The organism is Vibrio fluminensis, from assembly GCF_015278125.1.
GTDB lineage: Bacteria > Pseudomonadota > Gammaproteobacteria > Enterobacterales > Vibrionaceae > Vibrio > Vibrio fluminensis.
Genome location: NZ_JADILO010000018.1, coordinates 17,235 through 34,331, shown reverse-complemented (window position 1 = coordinate 34,331; position 17,097 = coordinate 17,235). Strand labels below are relative to the sequence as shown.

General features: G+C 42.6%; 16 protein-coding genes. 12 read left to right on the top strand and 4 right to left on the bottom strand.

Going from position 1 to position 17,097, the window contains the following annotated elements; translation table 11 throughout:
- The first annotated feature begins 36 nt into the window (after positions 1 to 36).
- The 7 genes from IRQ95_RS13235 to IRQ95_RS13205 all read left to right on the top strand — a co-directional run bounded on the left by IRQ95_RS13235 (position 37) and on the right by IRQ95_RS13205 (position 9,227).
- Positions 37 to 1,896 carry a glycosyltransferase family 2 protein gene (locus tag IRQ95_RS13235; RefSeq protein WP_194437371.1) on the top strand — a complete coding sequence of 620 codons (1,860 nt, stop codon included), beginning with the start codon at positions 37 to 39 and terminating at the stop codon, positions 1,894 to 1,896.
- The gene (locus tag IRQ95_RS13230) at positions 1,886 to 3,211 is read left to right on the top strand and encodes a DUF3131 domain-containing protein (protein WP_194437370.1); all 1,326 of its coding nucleotides are present in this window, start codon (positions 1,886 to 1,888) and stop codon (positions 3,209 to 3,211) included. Before IRQ95_RS13235 ends, IRQ95_RS13230 begins: the two co-directional genes overlap by 11 nt.
- Positions 3,212 to 3,227: 16 nt before the next feature.
- On the top strand, positions 3,228 to 4,628 hold the full coding sequence (locus IRQ95_RS13225; protein ID WP_194437369.1) for a DUF3131 domain-containing protein: 1,401 nt from the start codon (positions 3,228 to 3,230) through the stop codon (positions 4,626 to 4,628).
- Between the two features lie 11 nt (positions 4,629 to 4,639).
- Positions 4,640 to 6,022, top strand: a complete 1,383-nt coding sequence (locus tag IRQ95_RS13220; protein ID WP_194437368.1) for a DUF3131 domain-containing protein — start codon at positions 4,640 to 4,642, stop codon at positions 6,020 to 6,022.
- Positions 6,019 to 6,972 carry a hypothetical protein gene (locus IRQ95_RS13215; protein ID WP_194437367.1) on the top strand — a complete coding sequence of 318 codons (954 nt, stop codon included), beginning with the start codon at positions 6,019 to 6,021 and terminating at the stop codon, positions 6,970 to 6,972. Before IRQ95_RS13220 ends, IRQ95_RS13215 begins: the two co-directional genes overlap by 4 nt.
- A gap of 48 nt (positions 6,973 to 7,020) precedes the next feature.
- Positions 7,021 to 7,830, top strand: a complete 810-nt coding sequence (locus tag IRQ95_RS13210) for a family 16 glycosylhydrolase (protein ID WP_228481412.1) — start codon at positions 7,021 to 7,023, stop codon at positions 7,828 to 7,830.
- A 116-nt stretch (positions 7,831 to 7,946) separates the two neighbouring features.
- On the top strand, positions 7,947 to 9,227 hold the full coding sequence (locus IRQ95_RS13205; RefSeq protein ID WP_194437366.1) for a glycosyltransferase: 1,281 nt from the start codon (positions 7,947 to 7,949) through the stop codon (positions 9,225 to 9,227).
- A 49-nt stretch (positions 9,228 to 9,276) separates the two neighbouring features.
- On the opposite strand, the gene IRQ95_RS13200 is transcribed toward IRQ95_RS13205, so the two are convergent.
- The 4 genes from IRQ95_RS13200 to IRQ95_RS13185 form a co-directional block, all read right to left on the bottom strand.
- Positions 9,277 to 9,468 (bottom strand): hypothetical protein, encoded by a 192-nt coding sequence (locus IRQ95_RS13200; protein WP_194437365.1) that lies wholly within the window; start codon positions 9,466 to 9,468, stop codon positions 9,277 to 9,279.
- Between the two features lie 48 nt (positions 9,469 to 9,516).
- Complete coding sequence (locus tag IRQ95_RS13195; RefSeq protein ID WP_194437364.1) at positions 9,517 to 11,121, bottom strand: response regulator; 1,605 nt, start codon at positions 11,119 to 11,121, stop codon at positions 9,517 to 9,519.
- Positions 11,122 to 11,280: 159 nt separating this feature from the next.
- Entirely contained in the window at positions 11,281 to 12,174 is an 894-nt protein-coding gene (locus IRQ95_RS13190; protein WP_194437363.1) for a cation diffusion facilitator family transporter, read from the bottom strand.
- A 184-nt stretch (positions 12,175 to 12,358) separates the two neighbouring features.
- Positions 12,359 to 13,237 (bottom strand): LysR family transcriptional regulator, encoded by an 879-nt coding sequence (locus tag IRQ95_RS13185; protein ID WP_194437362.1) that lies wholly within the window; start codon positions 13,235 to 13,237, stop codon positions 12,359 to 12,361.
- 336 nt (positions 13,238 to 13,573) lie between these two features.
- Between IRQ95_RS13185 and IRQ95_RS13180 the strand changes: the two genes are divergently transcribed.
- The 5 genes from IRQ95_RS13180 (at position 13,574) to yjjG (ending at position 17,091) form a co-directional block, all read left to right on the top strand.
- Positions 13,574 to 14,155, top strand: a complete 582-nt coding sequence (locus IRQ95_RS13180; protein ID WP_194437361.1) for a class I SAM-dependent DNA methyltransferase — start codon at positions 13,574 to 13,576, stop codon at positions 14,153 to 14,155.
- Positions 14,156 to 14,390: 235 nt separating this feature from the next.
- The gene (phhA, locus tag IRQ95_RS13175) at positions 14,391 to 15,179 is read left to right on the top strand and encodes a phenylalanine 4-monooxygenase (RefSeq protein ID WP_194437360.1); all 789 of its coding nucleotides are present in this window, start codon (positions 14,391 to 14,393) and stop codon (positions 15,177 to 15,179) included.
- Between the two features lie 12 nt (positions 15,180 to 15,191).
- On the top strand, positions 15,192 to 15,524 hold the full coding sequence (locus tag IRQ95_RS13170; RefSeq protein ID WP_194437359.1) for a 4a-hydroxytetrahydrobiopterin dehydratase: 333 nt from the start codon (positions 15,192 to 15,194) through the stop codon (positions 15,522 to 15,524).
- Positions 15,525 to 15,609: 85 nt separating this feature from the next.
- Complete coding sequence (locus tag IRQ95_RS13165; protein ID WP_228481411.1) at positions 15,610 to 16,278, top strand: flagellar basal body-associated FliL family protein; 669 nt, start codon at positions 15,610 to 15,612, stop codon at positions 16,276 to 16,278.
- 132 nt (positions 16,279 to 16,410) lie between these two features.
- A complete protein-coding gene (gene yjjG, locus IRQ95_RS13160; RefSeq protein WP_194437358.1) occupies positions 16,411 to 17,091 on the top strand; it encodes a pyrimidine 5'-nucleotidase in 681 nt (226 codons plus the stop codon).
- Positions 17,092 to 17,097 lie beyond the last annotated feature (6 nt).

Here is a 17,097-nt window from a genome sequence, read left to right as displayed (position 1 = left end):
GGCTAGAGAACAAAAATTATAATAGGGAGAACAAGGATGGATCACTATTTTAAGAGCTTCGAGCATCGTGTTCCGCCAGAACCCGTACCTCATAGCATTCCTCGTGAATTGCTATATCAATACTTAGCAACCTGTAACTTGACGTTAGGCATTTGGTATTTGTGGTGGCGTTGGTCCTTTGCGCTCAATTATGATGCTTTGTGGTTTTCTTTGCCGCTCGCGTTTGCGGAGTCGTGCGCCTTTATTGGTTCTGTCTTATTCACGTATAACTTATGGAAGGTTAAAGATGAGCCAAAGCGTGAACCGCCTTTTAAAATTGCAGAATGTGTGAGTAATACAGATGAAGATAGACCGATAAATGTCGATGTTTTCTTTCCGAGTTATGATGAAGAGCCCGAGCTAGTTCAGCTTAGTATTATTGATGCTAAGCGTATTCGTTATCCTCACGATATAGAGATAAACATTTATATTTTGGATGATGGGAATCGACCAGAAATGAAAGCAATGGCTGATGAGATGGGGGTCGGCTACATCACTCGTGACGGCAATATTGGCTTTAAAGCGGGTAACCTACGTAATGCTATGGAGCAAACATACGGTGACTTTGTCGTCATTTGCGATGCTGATACGCGGCCATTTCCCACCATATTAGAAAATACGTTAGGGTACTTTCGTGATCCCAAAGTTGCTTGGGTACAAACGCCTCAGTGGTTTTTTGACTTACCCGAAGGTGAGCGGCTGCCTGCCTTTCTTAAGCGAAAGCTCGGTGATTGGGCGATGCCTTTAGGAAAAGGTATAGAGAAATTCTATGGACCGGTGACGCTTGGTGAAGATCCTTTTGTGAATGATCCGCAAATGTTCTATGACGTTATTCAGCGTCGTCGTAATTGGGCAAATGCCTCTTTTTGCTGCGGCGCTGGCTCGATTCACCGCCGAGAAGCCGTGATGGAAGCTGCATTGCGCGCTTATGCCGAGCAAATTACCAAAGAGCAAGACGAAGTAGAACGCCAAATCCGTCGTCTGACTAAAGAGAAGCAAGTGGATAAAGACGTATCGGACAACCTGCGAGACGAAATCTTATTCGACACTGAATTCACACCATATAAATTTCATGTTTCGGAAGATCTTTACACATCGATTGTGCTCCATTCCGATCAAGAACGAAATTGGCGGTCAGTGATGCATCCGCGAGTCGAAAGTAAAATGTTGTCACCTCAAGATTTGCAAACTTGGACGGTGCAGCGTTTTAAATATTCTGGTGGTTCAATCGACATATTCATGAATGACAATCCGGTTTTTCGTAAAGGATTGAACTTGAAACAAAAGCTTATGTATGGCGCGAGTTTTTGGTCAAACCTTTCTGCGATTTGGAACATCATTTTCTTAGCTTGTCCAATCGTATATTTTCTTACTTCAATTGCGCCAGTCAGCGCTTATGATGTGACTTTCTATATGCACTTCTTGCCGTATGTACTTACCGCAGAGCTAGCGATGATGATAGGTACGTGGGGAGTTGCTGGGTACAAAGGAAAAACCAATTTCCTCTCATTTTTCCCAGTCAATTTACGGGCTTTGTGGACGGTTTTACGCGGAAGAAAAATCAGTTTCCCCACTACGCCAAAAGAGCGCCAAACCGGTAACTTCTTCAAACTCGTGATACCTCAAACGTTGGTATTTTTTGTCAGTCTATTTGCGCTGATATTTGCTTGGGTGGGCTACAACACGGGATCTTGGGGGAACTACTCATTTGGTGGGCTAGTACTGAACACCTTCTGGATAATTAATAACATGATGGCGATGTGGGGCATGATGGCTGCCGCATTTTGGACACCACCATCAACCGATGAAGACCAACAAGAAGCAACGGATGCAGAGGAGCTAAAATATGGAGTTTAAAAAAGCGTTAGTTAATGCTCGACATCACATCGTATTTATTCTTGGTTTAACCACTGCGTTAATTATTGCTTTCGCAATTGAGACCCGACAAAGCGGACAGGTTCTTGGCAATATAATCTTTGATGCCCCGGAAAACATTCCACTCAAACAAAGTCGAGTCTTGACCGCACAAGAGTATGAATGGGCAAATATCGCTTGGCAATATTTCGAAAATAATTACCAAGAGAATACAGGGCTGGTCAATTCGGTTGATGGTTATCCATCGACAACCATGTGGGATACAGCTTCATATTTGATGGGGCTGATCGCCGCTGAAAAGCTTAATGTAGTGACTACAGAAGTATTTAATATGCGCATGGAAAAAGCGCTTACCACGTTAGCGCGCCTTCCTTTGGTCAATGGCAAGCTACCGAATAAAGCGTATAACACGCAAACACTTGAGATGGTGGATTATGAAAATAATCCTAAAGAAAATGGTATTGGTTGGTCTGCAATTGACATTGGCCGAGTGCTGGTACCACTGAATATTGTGATTTGGCAATATCCTCAATTTAATCAGAAAGTGAACAATGTACTAATACATTGGAGAGTCAGCGAAATGCTGATAGATGGTTATATGTACGGCGCAAGGCCAAGTACACAAGATAACCACATGGAATTGGTACAAGAAGGGCGTATAGGTTATGAAGAATACGCGTCTAAATCTCTAGCATTAATGGGGCGCGATGTATTCAATTCAATGAAATACATTGATTTTCTACAGATGGTCGATGTGTATGGAATCCAAATTCCAACCGATAAACGCGATCCCGCTGAGTATCACGCCCATAACTATGTCGTCAGTGAATCCTATATTCTTGATGGCATAGAATTTGGAGCCGATAGCGTCTCAAAGATCTTTGCTCACCGAGTTTATGAAGCCCAACAACGTCGTTATAAAGAAACTGGCATTTTAACTGCAGTTAGCGAAGATAACGTCGATGAAGCCCCTTATTTTGTCTATAACACGGTTTTTTCCGATGGTAAGAAATGGAATGCGATTTCAGATGACGGCAAAGATCAGTCTCATTTAAAGACATTATCTACCAAGACCGCTTTTGGTTGGTATGCGCTGTACGATGAAGAATATACCGATTTGCTTATCCAAGAAGCCAGTGACTTATATGTCAATGAAAAGGGGTGGTATTCAGGAAAATATGAATTAGATGGCCGCACCAATAAAGCAATTACGGCCAATACCAATGGTATTGTTTTAGAGTCACTGGCATATATCGAAAATGGGCCGCTTCTAACTATAGGTGAGAAACAAAATTAGGACTAAGGAAGGTTGTATGCGCGGTATTTGTTTAGGTTTAATCACATTAGCTCTCGTAGGTTGTGGCAATAAATATAACCATTTTTCAGACGATATCATCGATAGAAAGTCACACTGGAATATCCCTCAACCGCGTTCTGGTGAACTGACTGAGCAAGAGATGGAGATGGCGCGAATCGCGTGGAAATATTTCGAGAACAACTATCAAGAGAATACAGGGTTAGTTAATGCGGTAAATAACTACCCTTCAGTCACATGGTGGGATGCTGCGTCCTATTTGGCTGGTATGGTCAGCGCCTATGAGCTAGGTATTATTGAAAAAGAAGAGCTAGACTCTCGTCTAACGCGTTTTCTTGCCACTCTAAATACCTTAGACCTATTTCGTGGTGAACTGCCGAATAAAGCTTATAACACCCAAACCGCTGCCAAAGTGGATTATGGTAACCAACCAGGAGAAATTGGTTATTCAGCGCTCGATTTGGGGCGTTTGATGATTTGGCTACATATTGTCAAAAATCGTTTTCCTGAGTTTGCTCCAAGTATCGATTCCGCGGTTCTACGTTGGAACTTTTGTAACGTTGTGGATGAAAACGGCACTATGTTTGGCGCATTACTGGAACCCGGGAAAGACGTTCAGTATCTCCAAGAGGGGCGTTTGGGTTACGAAGAGTATGCCGCCAAGGGGTTTGAACTGTGGGGTTTTGACGTGACTCAAGCCATAATGCCAGAGCCATACTCAACGATTAATTTGTATGGCTATGACGTACCTTATGATACGCGAGACCCACGTAAACTCAAAGCTCACAGTTACGTTGTAACGGAAAGCTATGTGTTAGATGGTATTGAGCTTGGTTGGGATGTGGTTTCAGATCGTTCTCCACCTGATAAAAAGTACTCGCACGACTGGATGGCGGAATTCGCGTTGCAGATTTATCGAGTTCAAGAAGAGCGCTATAAACAAACAGGTATTATTACTGCACGCACCGAGCATCAGTTAGCAGGAGCGCCTTACTTCGTTTACGACACAATTTATACCGATGGCTTTGCGTGGAATACCATCTCTGAAGTGGGTGATTTCTTACCTCAGTATTCTGCCGTGGCGATTAAAGGCGCGATGGGTATGTGGGTGCTGTGGGATACAGAATACACCGATTTGTTATTTAGCCATGTGTCGACTGCTTATGATCGCGACAAAGGGTTCTATGAAGGAATATTCGAGAATGGTACTGGGCTAATTAACACTTTTACCTCTAATAATAACGGCATTACTTTAGAAATTCTGTTGTATAAAAAAGAGGGTAAACTACTTAAATATAAGGATAATCCAGCACCAAGTTTATGGGAGAAAGCATTGGAGTCGCCATTCGGTTATGAAGGGCAATGTTTACCACGTAAAAAAATCACGCCGGTAGAATAGCGAGAGTGATAATGCTAAAGAGTTGTGTTGTTTTAGCAAGTATTTACCTATTGACGGCCTGCGGGATTATCTATCAAGGGGTAAATGATGGGTTTGATGCCATCAATCAATCACAGGTACTCCGACAGGGTCGCCATGGGGAGTTAACTGAGCAAGAGTTAACTTGGGCGGCGACGGCTTGGAAATACGTGAGTAATAACACTCAACTTGCGACCGGTTTGGTGAATAACCTTGATAATTATCCGACTACGAATATGTCGGGGGTAGCAGACTATCTGATTGCTTTGCTTGCCGCCAAGGAATTTGAATTCATTACCAATAAAGAGTATGACGAGCGGCTCTCACTAGTCCTGACATTTTTAAACAAAATGCCTTTAAGCCAAGGACAAGTGCCTAATAAAGTTTACAGTACTCAACATGGTCAAATGGTCAATTATGGTAATCAACCTCAAGATATTGGCTGGTCTTCACTCGATATGGGGCGACTGCTGATTGTTCTCGCAATTGTAAAGCGTCATTCTCCCGAATTTACGGAATATATCGATAGAGCCGTGTTGCGTTGGAATTTCTGTGAGTTAGTGAGTGAAGATGGGGAATTGTATGGTGCAGCGGTAAATGATGGTCAAGTGCACCGTTACAAAGAGGGGCGATTGGGTATCGAAGAATATACCTCGTATGGTTACCTAGATTGGCAGGTGGTACCCAAAAAAGCCTTTAATATAGAGCCCTTTGATGTTGCAACAATTTATGGTGTTGATTTGATCTTTGATGGACGAGATCCGCGAATATTCAATGTTCTTAGGCCAGTTTATAGCTCGCCTTACCTATGGCTAGGGCTGGAATTTAATTGGGATGATATTGGTGACGACAGTTCTAACGATGCCAATCACAGCAACAATACCCTTTCAGCAATGGCCGATGCTATATACCAAGTACAAGAGTTACGTTGGGAGAATGAGCGTATTTATACTGCGCGTGGAGAGCACGTTGTCTCGGGTGAACCCTATTTTGTCTATGATGCGATATATGGTTTAGGCACACCATGGATTACGCTTGCTGAAGATGGGTCCTCTCATGATCATCTTGCATTGGTCTCGACTCGTGTCGCGTTTCAAATGTGGGCACTATGGAAAACCGATTATACCGACCGCTTAATGACGTTAGTTAAAGAGCTCTATGATCCGCAAAGAGGTTGGTATGAAGGGCGATATGAAATGACGAGTGCTTATGAAAAAAGTTTGAGTCTAAAGACAAACGCAGGGGTTTTAGAGGCCCTATTGTACAAAAAACGAGGAAAGCTCTACGTAAAATCTGAAGACAAAGAGTATAGAGATGTACAATTTAACTCGCGCTTTAGCCATCCTGGACATTGCTTAGTGGAGACTTTCCGATGAGAAAAGTACTACTGATTGCATTTTGTTTACTCAGTTACTCTACCATGAGTCTTAGTCAGCCGATGTTACCGAAAACAGCGATTGATACTCTGGTGGCCCCAACCTTGATTTTAAGCAAAGGCCGCTATGCTCAAGCGGCCGAAAGCTTTCATAATCAAAGTAACTTGGCGCTAACCTTAGAGAAAAGACTAGGCACGAAGTTAATGTGGCAAGTGGCGGGTTTATCTGAGGGTTTGGCCGCAATTGCGGCGGAGAAAAATAGCGATCCCATTGCTTACGAGTATTGGGCCAATAGCGTAAGGTATTTTTTGATGTCAGGCAGCAGTTGGCAAGAGATACAGTCTATGTTGCACCAAGAATTTGAGCAATCGAATAGTCGTTTACAAGCGAGCATGGTGTCTAATGATGGAGGGGTCGCTGTCGATACCGTTTGGCTCGAACTTTTCTCATTGGTAGAGGTGTGGCAAGAGAGGCTAAATTATTTTGGTTATCGTCAGCCGTCTTCGGATTTAGCACAAAGAACAGCGTTGTCTCAAAGCGGCGGCTTAGAACAAGCGGGTGGTGCAACACTAGAGTCAAACGGTTCACAGTTACGGCAATACTCTCCAACCAACCCATTGAACCTTAATTCAGGCTTCACCAGAACCCAAACATTTAATCCAGTTGAACCGTTAGAAAATACAGAGGAAAGTAAGGCTATCGTTAAAACTGAACGTGAAGTTCAGAAGGTAGAGACCCAACCTACAGTGGTAGTTTCACCTTTAGGCGTTGAACAAGAGTTTTTAGAGCAAGACACGGATTCATCTCTAATGCGAAAGAACCATAAGGAGATCAACAGAAATGATGATATTGGAGAGGCCGTTAAATTCCGTGGTAATTTAGAAGCTCAAAGCAGCCAAGGAGTTAGTGCAACTCAGAGAAGAAGCTTTGCGCCAACAGAAAATAATTAAAATGCAAAGTTGATGAATTGAATTAGGCTTAAAGAACAGCCCGAGGATATGAGTCAATCGACTATGCAACGATATTTGCCATTGTGTGTGGTTTCTACCATGTTCGCGCATATGCCACTGGCAGTCAGCGCGGGCAATGCCGATGAAATAACAGACCCACTTGTGGCCTTTGACTCTAGTCGTTGGCAGATTGCTGATGGTTGGGAAAATGGTTACCCATTTGCTAATCGGTGGGAAGAAAAAGCGGTGCGCTTTAACTCTAAAGGTATGACAATAACACTGTCCCCAGATAAAATTTTGGATGAAGGAGGCAGTCGTACTTTCTACTCGGGAGAGTTAAGGAGCCGAGGTTTTTACTCCTATGGCTGTTATGAAATCGACATGAAACCGGTTAGTGCTCCTGGTGTAGTGAGTTCGTTTTTTTTGTTTTCAGGTCCTTACGATAAACCCGTTGATGGCAATGGCCGCCACAATGAAATTGATATTGAATTTCTTGGGGCAAATACAAACATGGTGCAGTTCAATTTTTGGACTGACGATGACGATTACTCCAACACTCATGAAACCCTAATATTTCTTGATTTCGATGCATCACAAGAGTTTCATCGCTATGGAATTTATTGGGGAGAAAAGTATCTAGAATGGTTTATTGACGGTCGCTCAGTACTTAAAATTCGTAACAATCGCTTTGATCCGACCCCTAATGCGACACACTCAAAGCTTCGTGTGATGGCAAATGTATGGGCTACAGATCATGACATAGCCAATTGGGCTGGACACTTTAATACAGAGAGTAGAACGAAGCACACTGCCAGCTACCGAAATTTCTCTTATACACCAGATGCTCTCTGCAAATAAGTTGATGTTTGATTAGACACTGTCAAAGAGTAATTGAACCAACTTGTATTCAACCTATTGCATACTAAGCTTAGATTAGAACGGAAATAATAATAACGTCAGTCTAGGGTATCAGTATGAAATCATCAATTTCGCTTGCACAGCACTTGATGCAGAATTCAAGTGTCAATTTCGATCTTACCAGTAACGCTCAACAACAAACTTTACTTACACTCGCAGATAAGCTCATCGCTCTTGATGATTTGTCAGATCAAGAGTTTGCCGCATTAGCGCATGCTCATGATGCGCCGATTGAGTTCCAGCTTGCAATTAAGTTAGTCAGCTCTAGACGCAAAGTTCTAAGCATTGATAAACCGACGAAAATAGGGGTTGTGTTTGCGATGTGGGGCGAACACAACCGCCTACAAAAGAGAACATCGACCAACCCTCATGGTGAAGATTCACTGCGTACCAAAATACGCCAATTGGAATGGGTGACGAAGGACTCACAGGTTACATGGAACCTTTATTGTGTTGATGATGGTTGCCCTCATGATAGCGCGCATATTGCAAAGCGCATTGCCAAGCAGCAATCGCGGACGATTTGTGAGAAAGTCACCGTTTTGCAGCTTAACTCAGCGATTCCTACGAGTTCTGGTCCATTGCGAAACTTATATAGTGTCGATGACTCGCGCAAAGGTGGCGCGATTATTTTAGGCTGTGAACGAGCGTTAAGTGATCGAGTTGATGCCGTGGTTTATACCGATGCTGATAACTCTGTCCACCTTGGACAAATTGGTTTTTTGCTACAGCCTTTTATTCATGATGGCAAGCAAGTGATATTAGGTAATAGAAAGCATCCAGACTCTATCTTGGTTAAACAAGAAGAACGCTGGGGTGTCGGAATTAAAACGCTACGTCATATGCAGCGCATGATAGGTGCACAAATCTTCGAGAGAGGAATCAAAGATACTCAAGCGGCATTCAAGCTATATGGTCGTTCAGTATTAGAAAAGATATTGCAGAAGCCAACTGTTTACGATTTTTCATTTGATACCGATTGGATTTTTGCTGCTATGGAGTTGAATCAACCTATTGCGACAACGCCCTTTGCTTTTATCGATTCCGCAGCTGAGTCTGCTTCAATTGTTCAAGGACCAATGACAACCTGGTATGTGCTACTGGATGGGCTGGTAAAAGCTGCAAAGGCGAGGAAAGTTGAATATAGCCAAGAGATGGCGGATGTCTTTACTAATGAAATCAATTCACATGAAGATCTTGAGCTAATCATCGATGTACTGCCTCCTGAGCTAGCAGCGGTCAATGATAAAGATTTGGGCAATCCGAAAGTCATGTCACCGCAAGCCGTCAGGCATTGGATTATTAGTGCTAAAGCGTTGCGCGCGCAAGAAGCGTAAAGGGACGAAATATGTGCTAGATAAAAACGCTAGCACATATTTCACATAGCTACCTATCGTTATTCTCGACGCTATTTTGGGTTAGTGTAGAGTACAAAAAATCGAGTTCGTCTTGTGTGACGATTTCTCGAAAGCCTGCTTCTTGAGAAGAGGCGCCTAAATGCGCGAGTACTTTCTTTTTCTCCTCGTCTGTCAGAGAATCAATCATACTGTAGATAATCTGTAGTTCTTTGTTATTCATACCAACCCCCCGATATAGGTCGCGATACAAATAAGCTAGTTTGAATATTTATGCCTTATTTTGTCCTGATGCTGACAGAGAGAAAGCGTCAGGTGGAGCCGAAGAGAAACCATGTTGTCTGTTAGTTACAAGCCAGTTGCGCCAATTTGGTGGTAGATCCAATACCAATAATTCGGCTAATACACGGCTAACTTTGTTGTTATCTGAATTTGAGTGATTAACGGCGTTCTGATGTAAGTAAATCATTTTTGCTTCACTAGAGTGAGGGTAGTGACTAAGAAATTGGCCGTCTTGAGATAACAATGTAATGTCATTCGGCATCACAGCTGAAAAGGTATTTGATGTGGCGTGATTAGATTGAGAGACTTTTATACGTCTTGTTTTGAGTACATGATTTATCGTCGAGTGGATCTGTAATTCGCCAAACAACGTCAAGGCAGGTAGATACTCCATTAATAAAACAGGTGGACATTCAAACAACTCATCGTAGAAGTGCGATAAAGATTGCAATAGTTTCTGATGAGCCAACATTTCGTTATTTTCATGAATAAGTACATGGCATTGTGCGAGTAATAGCACTGCCTGTAGTTGCTGGAGCCTTTTAGGCGTGAGTTTGCGGCTAGCAAAACGGGTAAACTTATTTGCATGAACCATAATCTCAGTTTTTGCCTTTGTGCTCTCTGTAAGAGTATAAATCGAATATAAGCATTGAAAGTGAGTGATGACGGTTTTCAACCAATTAACGTCTGCGAGAGACATGTGCTGAGCATAGGTTATTCCTACTTTTAACAGTTGAGCTTTTTTGTTCGCGAGCATACTAAACTTACTTGCTTTAGTCGCTCTTTCACCGATACTCGGCGTGAGTTCAAATGCTTTGTTTGCCCAGATTGCCGCTTGTTGATATTGTCCTGTTTCTCCGTAGATATCGGTAAGCAGATCCATCACTCGTATTGATAGCGGATTTTCTGTTAAAAACTGATGCAGTTCCTCCAAAGCTTGTTGTGTGTTGTTTTCTCGATGAAGTAAGCCCGCTATGGCACATACTTTAGCGGCATGACAAGGCGTTGAAGAAATCGTGATATAGACATCAAGGAAGTCCCACTGGTTGTTACACATTAGATGCTCAATTAAATACGCCTCTAAACTTAAGCTAAATCCAGAGCGATTAATCAGCTCGAACATATTGGCTGCGGAAAGGTGCTTTCCATCGCGTAGCGTTTCACTGATTTGATTGAGTTTTTGTGTTTCACTATGGATAGTATGGAGCTTTTCTGCGAGTGAAGCATTACTCAATGGTTTAGTTATGAAATGACGGACCTTGCCTGATAGTGCGGTAAGTACAGTTTCTTGCCTTGTATCACCCGATATCATTAGCACTCCAGTCGAGTTTCCAATCAAGCGATTACGATATAACAACATTGCTAACTCATAACCGGTTAAGTGTTGTTCTAAGTGATAATCGAGAATAAGAACGCCAAATTGATGGGTTTCCATCGCTTTAATTGCATCTTGATAGCGTTCTACAGTTACGATGTTATCGTGTTCTACGCCCAAGCTTACTAGCTGCTGCTTTACCAACAACAACGCGGTGCTGGAGTCATCAACGATGAGTACGCGAAGTGTTTTCAAAAAGCTAGTATTAATTTTGCGCAAGTGTGCCTCCTGCAACGAGTGAGCAAAGCGGTAATAGCTTGATAATATAAATACTAGTCCACTAGTTTCATAAAAGCTATATCGCAAACGTGATTGCTCAACTCTACGTATAAAACAAAGGCTCGCATTAGCGAGCCTTTGTTTTTGTGATTGAGTTAATTAAATCGCGACGTTCATCGTAAGTTGTAAGTCGAGTTTCAACGAAGATAGCTTATCTTTTAGTAAGCGACGCGCTTTTTCAACTTCTGCGAGGTCAAGTTGTTTAGCGTCACTATGGATATCAATATTTACCCATAGTTCCTGACCTACTTTCGCAACACCATTTAGTTCAATTTCTTGCTCAAAGTGTTTGCGAACCTCTTCTACTTCATGACCCACACGCTCATGAATTTTACGGTCTGGTTTCATCATCAGCAGTTCTCGCGCTGATTGAACAATCATTTCTGCTGGCACTTTAATAAAGTAGAACGACATCAAAAGCATCATCATAGGGTCAGCATAAATACTGTAATGCGCTAAAGGTGTTAGCGTTAAACCATACGCAGCAAAGAAACCGAGAGTGACAGCAACACTTAATAATGTATCCATTTGCCACTGCTTGCTTTCTGCTTTGATCAAACCAGAAGAAAAACGTTTTGATTTATTGTGGATGTACCACCAGCCAAAACCACAACCCACAACGTTCACCAAACCAAACAGTGCCGCAAATGAGGCATCGACTTCGCGTCCACCAGTAAATAGGGCGGTGACTGCTGAATAAAGCGAATAGAGAACAACACTCAGGATCACACTACCTTTGATTGCGATGACGACAGGTTCAATGACCGCTTTACCAAATTGGAAGTGACCTTGTGAAGGACGGCTAATATAACGTGATGCCGCAAGCGACAATAAAGTTAACAGTAAGCTGACTAACGAGTATACACCGTCAAAAACGATAACCAGTGAACCCATGATTACACCGACAACGAGTCCACCGATCGCGAACCCAGATGCTAAGAGGGCTGAGAAAGAAAGAATACGTTTTTCGTTTAAACTTGTTTGGGCACACATGATTGAAAATCTCCTTAGAATTGACTCTATTCTTGTGAGTTCTAAGGAAATTTACAAACTAGATCTTGCTGATTTCATTTTTGGAATTTAAGGTTTATATATAAAATCGTTTAAATACAATTGGTTAGACTAGCTTTGTGCTGTCAATATAATTGACGCTGACTGACTTTTATTCACTTGTCATTTAAAAGTCGAACAAGTATTCGTTAAGCTGTTCAGCAAGCCAAGCCATAGCAGGGTGCTCTTTTCTGCCGGAAGGGGTAAACATACAGTAGTCTTCTTGGGTTAAACCATAGGTATGCTTAATGACCGCGAGCTCTTGTTTGCGTAAGTGATGGCGAATAAGTGGCTCGGGTAACACGCCCCAAGCGTTTTCAGTAAGAATCGAATTCAGCATGTAGTCGAAACTGGAAAATCCAATATGGCGCAGCGATAGCGGCTTGAGCTCAGGGTTGTCCTTTTCGTTAAGGTAGACCATTGCTGCTTGCATAGAGTTACGTAAATCGCTGTCAGATACACGCCGCATTTTACTGAGCGGGTTTTCAGCGCCACAGACCGACATCATGCGGATTTTACCCAATGGTTGATAGGTTACGTGAGGATCGTCGGTTCTCTCGTAGTCGACGCCAAACGCAAAATCGACTTGGCCTGTAACCACGAGGTTTGCCAGATCCCCAGAGGATGCAAGTACGATATTGAACGACGTCGCTGGGAAGTCACTGTTCAGTTTATGTGATAGCTCTTGCCAAAGGTCATCGGGCAATGAGTCGTCACGAGCAATCCATACTTCAGCGCTAAATTCGCCGGATACCTGAGCACAGGTTTGACGAATACGAGCTTCTGTAATGAGTAAGTTTTGACTGTCGCGATAAATTGCTTTTCCCGCCTCGGACAGCGTAAGTTGGTTTCCCGAACGGATAAATAGCGCAACTGTTAGCTCTTTCTCTAACGCTTTAATTGCCATACTCAGTTTTGTACGATTGCAGTCGAGGTGTCTGGCCGCTTCGGATACCGACCCCGTATCTGCGACGGTACAAAATGCTTCAATTTGTGACAAATTCATAGATGTTCTCTGCGCTGGACGACGAGGTAGTTTTCCACTGGTTTTACTTTTACGTCAAGTAGTTTACTCAAAGCTATAGATAACTATCGAGTCAAGTATGTGACATAAAACCAGTGACAAGGGTCTGAAACCTGCATCAGAACATAAATGTCTATTTTCACACAGCAATGCCTAGCATATAATGGCGCCGCTATACCCAAGTGACTTTGTGCTTTGTCATAAAAGCAAAGTCTTAACGTTTTATCTCGAGGTTACTCGAGGTTACTCGGGGTTTCTTGAGGTTATTTGGGTATACATAACAGATTTTTGCTTTTTAAGCAGTTTAGGGAGAGCACAATGGCGATCAATTGGGATGAACATGCTGAAACGTGGGATAAAGATAAAGCGACAACTATCTTTGCAAAGGAAGCATATTCTTCACTAATTAAAACATTTAATATCAAAGGCAAGCATGTGCTTGATTTTGGATGTGGTACAGGGTTACTTAGCCAAAAAATGTCTCCAGTAGTCAAAGACATAGTGGCACTAGATTGTTCTGAAGCGATGATCGAGCAGCTAGACAATAAATCCCTGCCGAACGTTGAAGCGGTAGTTGATACTCTTACTCGCGGTTTAGCTGCGATACACCCAGCATTTCGTAATCAATTTGATTTAGTCGTAGCTTCATCTGTGTGTGGTTTCTTAGCAAACTACGCCGATACTTCAGATATCATTTACTCTTTGCTCGAAGAGGGCGGACATTTTATTCATTGGGATTGGTTAGCGGCTGAACCTGGAGAAGAAATGGCGATGTATCCTGACCACGTTGAGCGAGTGCTAACTGGTGTTGGTTTTAGTGAGGTAACTACCTCAGTTCCATTTGAGATTAACACCGAGCAAGGTGTGTTTAAAGTTCTCATGGCAGTAGCCGTGAAGTAAGACTACAACGATATGACTTATAGAAACAGGGCATCTTAGATGCCCTTTTTTTTACATGTTAATCATAACTATATGGCCGAATAATCGTATTAAAAAATGATATGTAAAAAAAATGTTACACGAATTGTGTAATCAAAATATCAGGCCATCTTTGTCTGTTGGTATAAGTCTCAATAAGCTTAAAAGAGGTAGGGACTAACAGAAGATCGGCGGAGGACGCCGCAGGGAGGGAGCGATGACGTGTTATGTATCAAACCCAGTGGACGAGCAAGGTTATGTCACTTGGAGCGAAGAAGAGCATGCCATTTGGCGAGATTTAGTCGCGCGTCAGCTCAATTTAGTACAAGGCCGGGCGTGCGATGAGTATTTAAGGGGGCTCGAGTTATTGAATTTGCCTCGTGATCGCGTGCCTCAGTTGCCTGATATCAATAAAATCTTACTACAAGAAACAGGGTGGCAAGTCGTACCTGTCCCGGCATTAATCAGTTTTGATCGTTTCTTTGAACTTCTGGCAAACCAATGCTTTCCTGTGGCAACCTTTCTACGCAGTAGAGAAGAGTTTGATTACCTCCAAGAACCCGATTTCTTCCACGAAATCTTTGGTCATTGCGCGATGTTGACCAATCCGCAATTTGCTCATTTCACGCACATTTATGGCCAGCTTGGTTACCATGCCAATCCTAAGCAGCGTGCATTCTTAGCTCGCTTGTATTGGTTCACTGTTGAGTTTGGTTTGGTAAAACAAGGTGAAGAATTGAAAATCTATGGCGGGGGTATTTTGTCCTCGCCAGGCGAAACTCTTTATGCTCTTGACTCACAAACACCCGTTAGAGCGACTTTTGAACTCAACACTGTGCTGAGAACACCTTATCGCATTGATATTATGCAGCCAATTTATTTTATGCTGGATGATATTTCGGAGTTGTACCAATTGAGTCGACTAGACTTAGTTTCAGAGGTAGAACAAGCGACTCTAGAGGGATTGTACCCACCCTTATTTCCCGCAAAGGAACAAACAACGTAAAGGAAGCAAATAATGTTGAACGAATTGAGATGTGAGGCTTGCACACCAGAAGCGATGCCAGTGAGCTATGATGAGCAGCAAGAATTGTTGCAGCAGCTAAAAGATTGGCAGGTTATTGAAAGAGAGGGTATTCCTCAATTGGAAAAACAGTTTAAGTTTAAAAACTTTCTTTCTGCCTGGTCTTTTGCCAATAAGATAGCGGAGCTTGCGGAAGAAGAGTTTCATCATCCTGCGATATTAGTAGAGTGGGGTAAAGTGACAGTGACTTGGTGGAGTCATTCGATTAAAGGGTTACACAAGAATGATTTTATCTGTGCAGCCAAATGTGACTTAATTGAACCTTAGACGCCAAGTCATCACTTTTGCTAAAGATTTTGCGCTGTTGCCGATAAAGTAAATTAGATCCACAGCAATATCATGGAAAAAGTGCATGAAGAAAATATTAATGGTCGTATTACTACTAGTTGGCATAGCACTAGCTGGTGGTGGCTATTATATGTTCTATCTTAAACCTGAGCAGGATGCTGCTCGAGCAGCTAAGCAGAAGGCAGAACAGCGGGTTCCATTGGTTCAAGAAAAGGTGACCACTCCAGAAATACCGCCACCAGTGCCCGAAGTGACAGATTATTACGTTAGCCCTGAGCGTCTAGGGATCAGAGAACACCCTAACATGAGTGCTTTCATTGAGTCGGAGCTTTATCGTGGTGACAAAGTCCATATATTGGAAAAGCGTGATGGCTGGGGGCGTATCTCACCCTATTATGTTTATAAAGAAGGTGAAGACGAGGTCGCTGAGTGGATCCCTATGGATCAGTTACTTGAAGTTCCGCCCACAATAACCAAAGCTGAACGAATTAAAACCATCAGTAGCTATATAGAAGAGTCTGATGATTTTAAACAGTATTTTGATGTGTTTATAAAAACCACGGACGATTTGATTAGAGAAGGTATTTGTTTACCCCCCGATTTTGAAGAGCTTAAAGGTTGGGTTAAATCGGTCAGGTACAGTGAAGATGTTTACTTTGTTTATTGTGGTGGAATTAAGCAAGCCAACAAAATTTATCTAAACGTAAATACAGGGAAAATATTTTACCGATAGACGTTTAACCTTATGATAAAAAAGGAGTTTACATTGTAAACTCCTTTTTTGTTTTCCGTCGTTTTTAGCGTTATAATGCGCGCGCATTGTTGCCCAAACGGGCGTTTTCTTTTCTTATTTGTAGGTAGAGCCATGAAGTACGATTGGATTCTGTTTGACGCGGATGAAACCCTGTTTAAATTCGACGCATTCAAAGGGATGCAGCTAATGTTCGAGCGCATGGGGGTTGAGTATACGCGTGACGATTTCGAGCAATACCAAAAAATTAATAAGCCATTGTGGGTGGATTACCAAAACGGCACCATCACAGCGGCTGACATTAAGCACATTCGCTTCAAAGGCTATGCAGAGCAGTTTAATACCACGACTACCGATTTAAACACGGCTTTCCTTGATGCCATGGCGGATATCTGCACGATGATCCCACAAGCACGTGAGTTGCTAGATGCATTAAAAGGTAAAGCGAAGCTGGGGATCATTACCAATGGCTTTACTGAGTTGCAAGAAGTCCGTCTTGAGAAAATGGCTTTAAGCGACATGTTTGAGCATGTGGTTATTTCTGAAGAAGTCGGTGTAGCTAAGCCGGATGCGGGGATTTTTAGTTACGCGATGGAACAAATGGGCCAGCCAGAGAAGAACCGCGTATTGATGGTCGGTGATAACTTACACTCTGATGTGCTGGGTGGTGTAAACTTTGGTATTGATACTTGTTGGCTGAACGCGGCAGAGCAACCACATTGCCAAGATATAACCCCGAGTTACACGGTTAAATGTTTGTCTGAGCTTAAGGCGATTTTATTAGCGACAGCTTAGATAAAT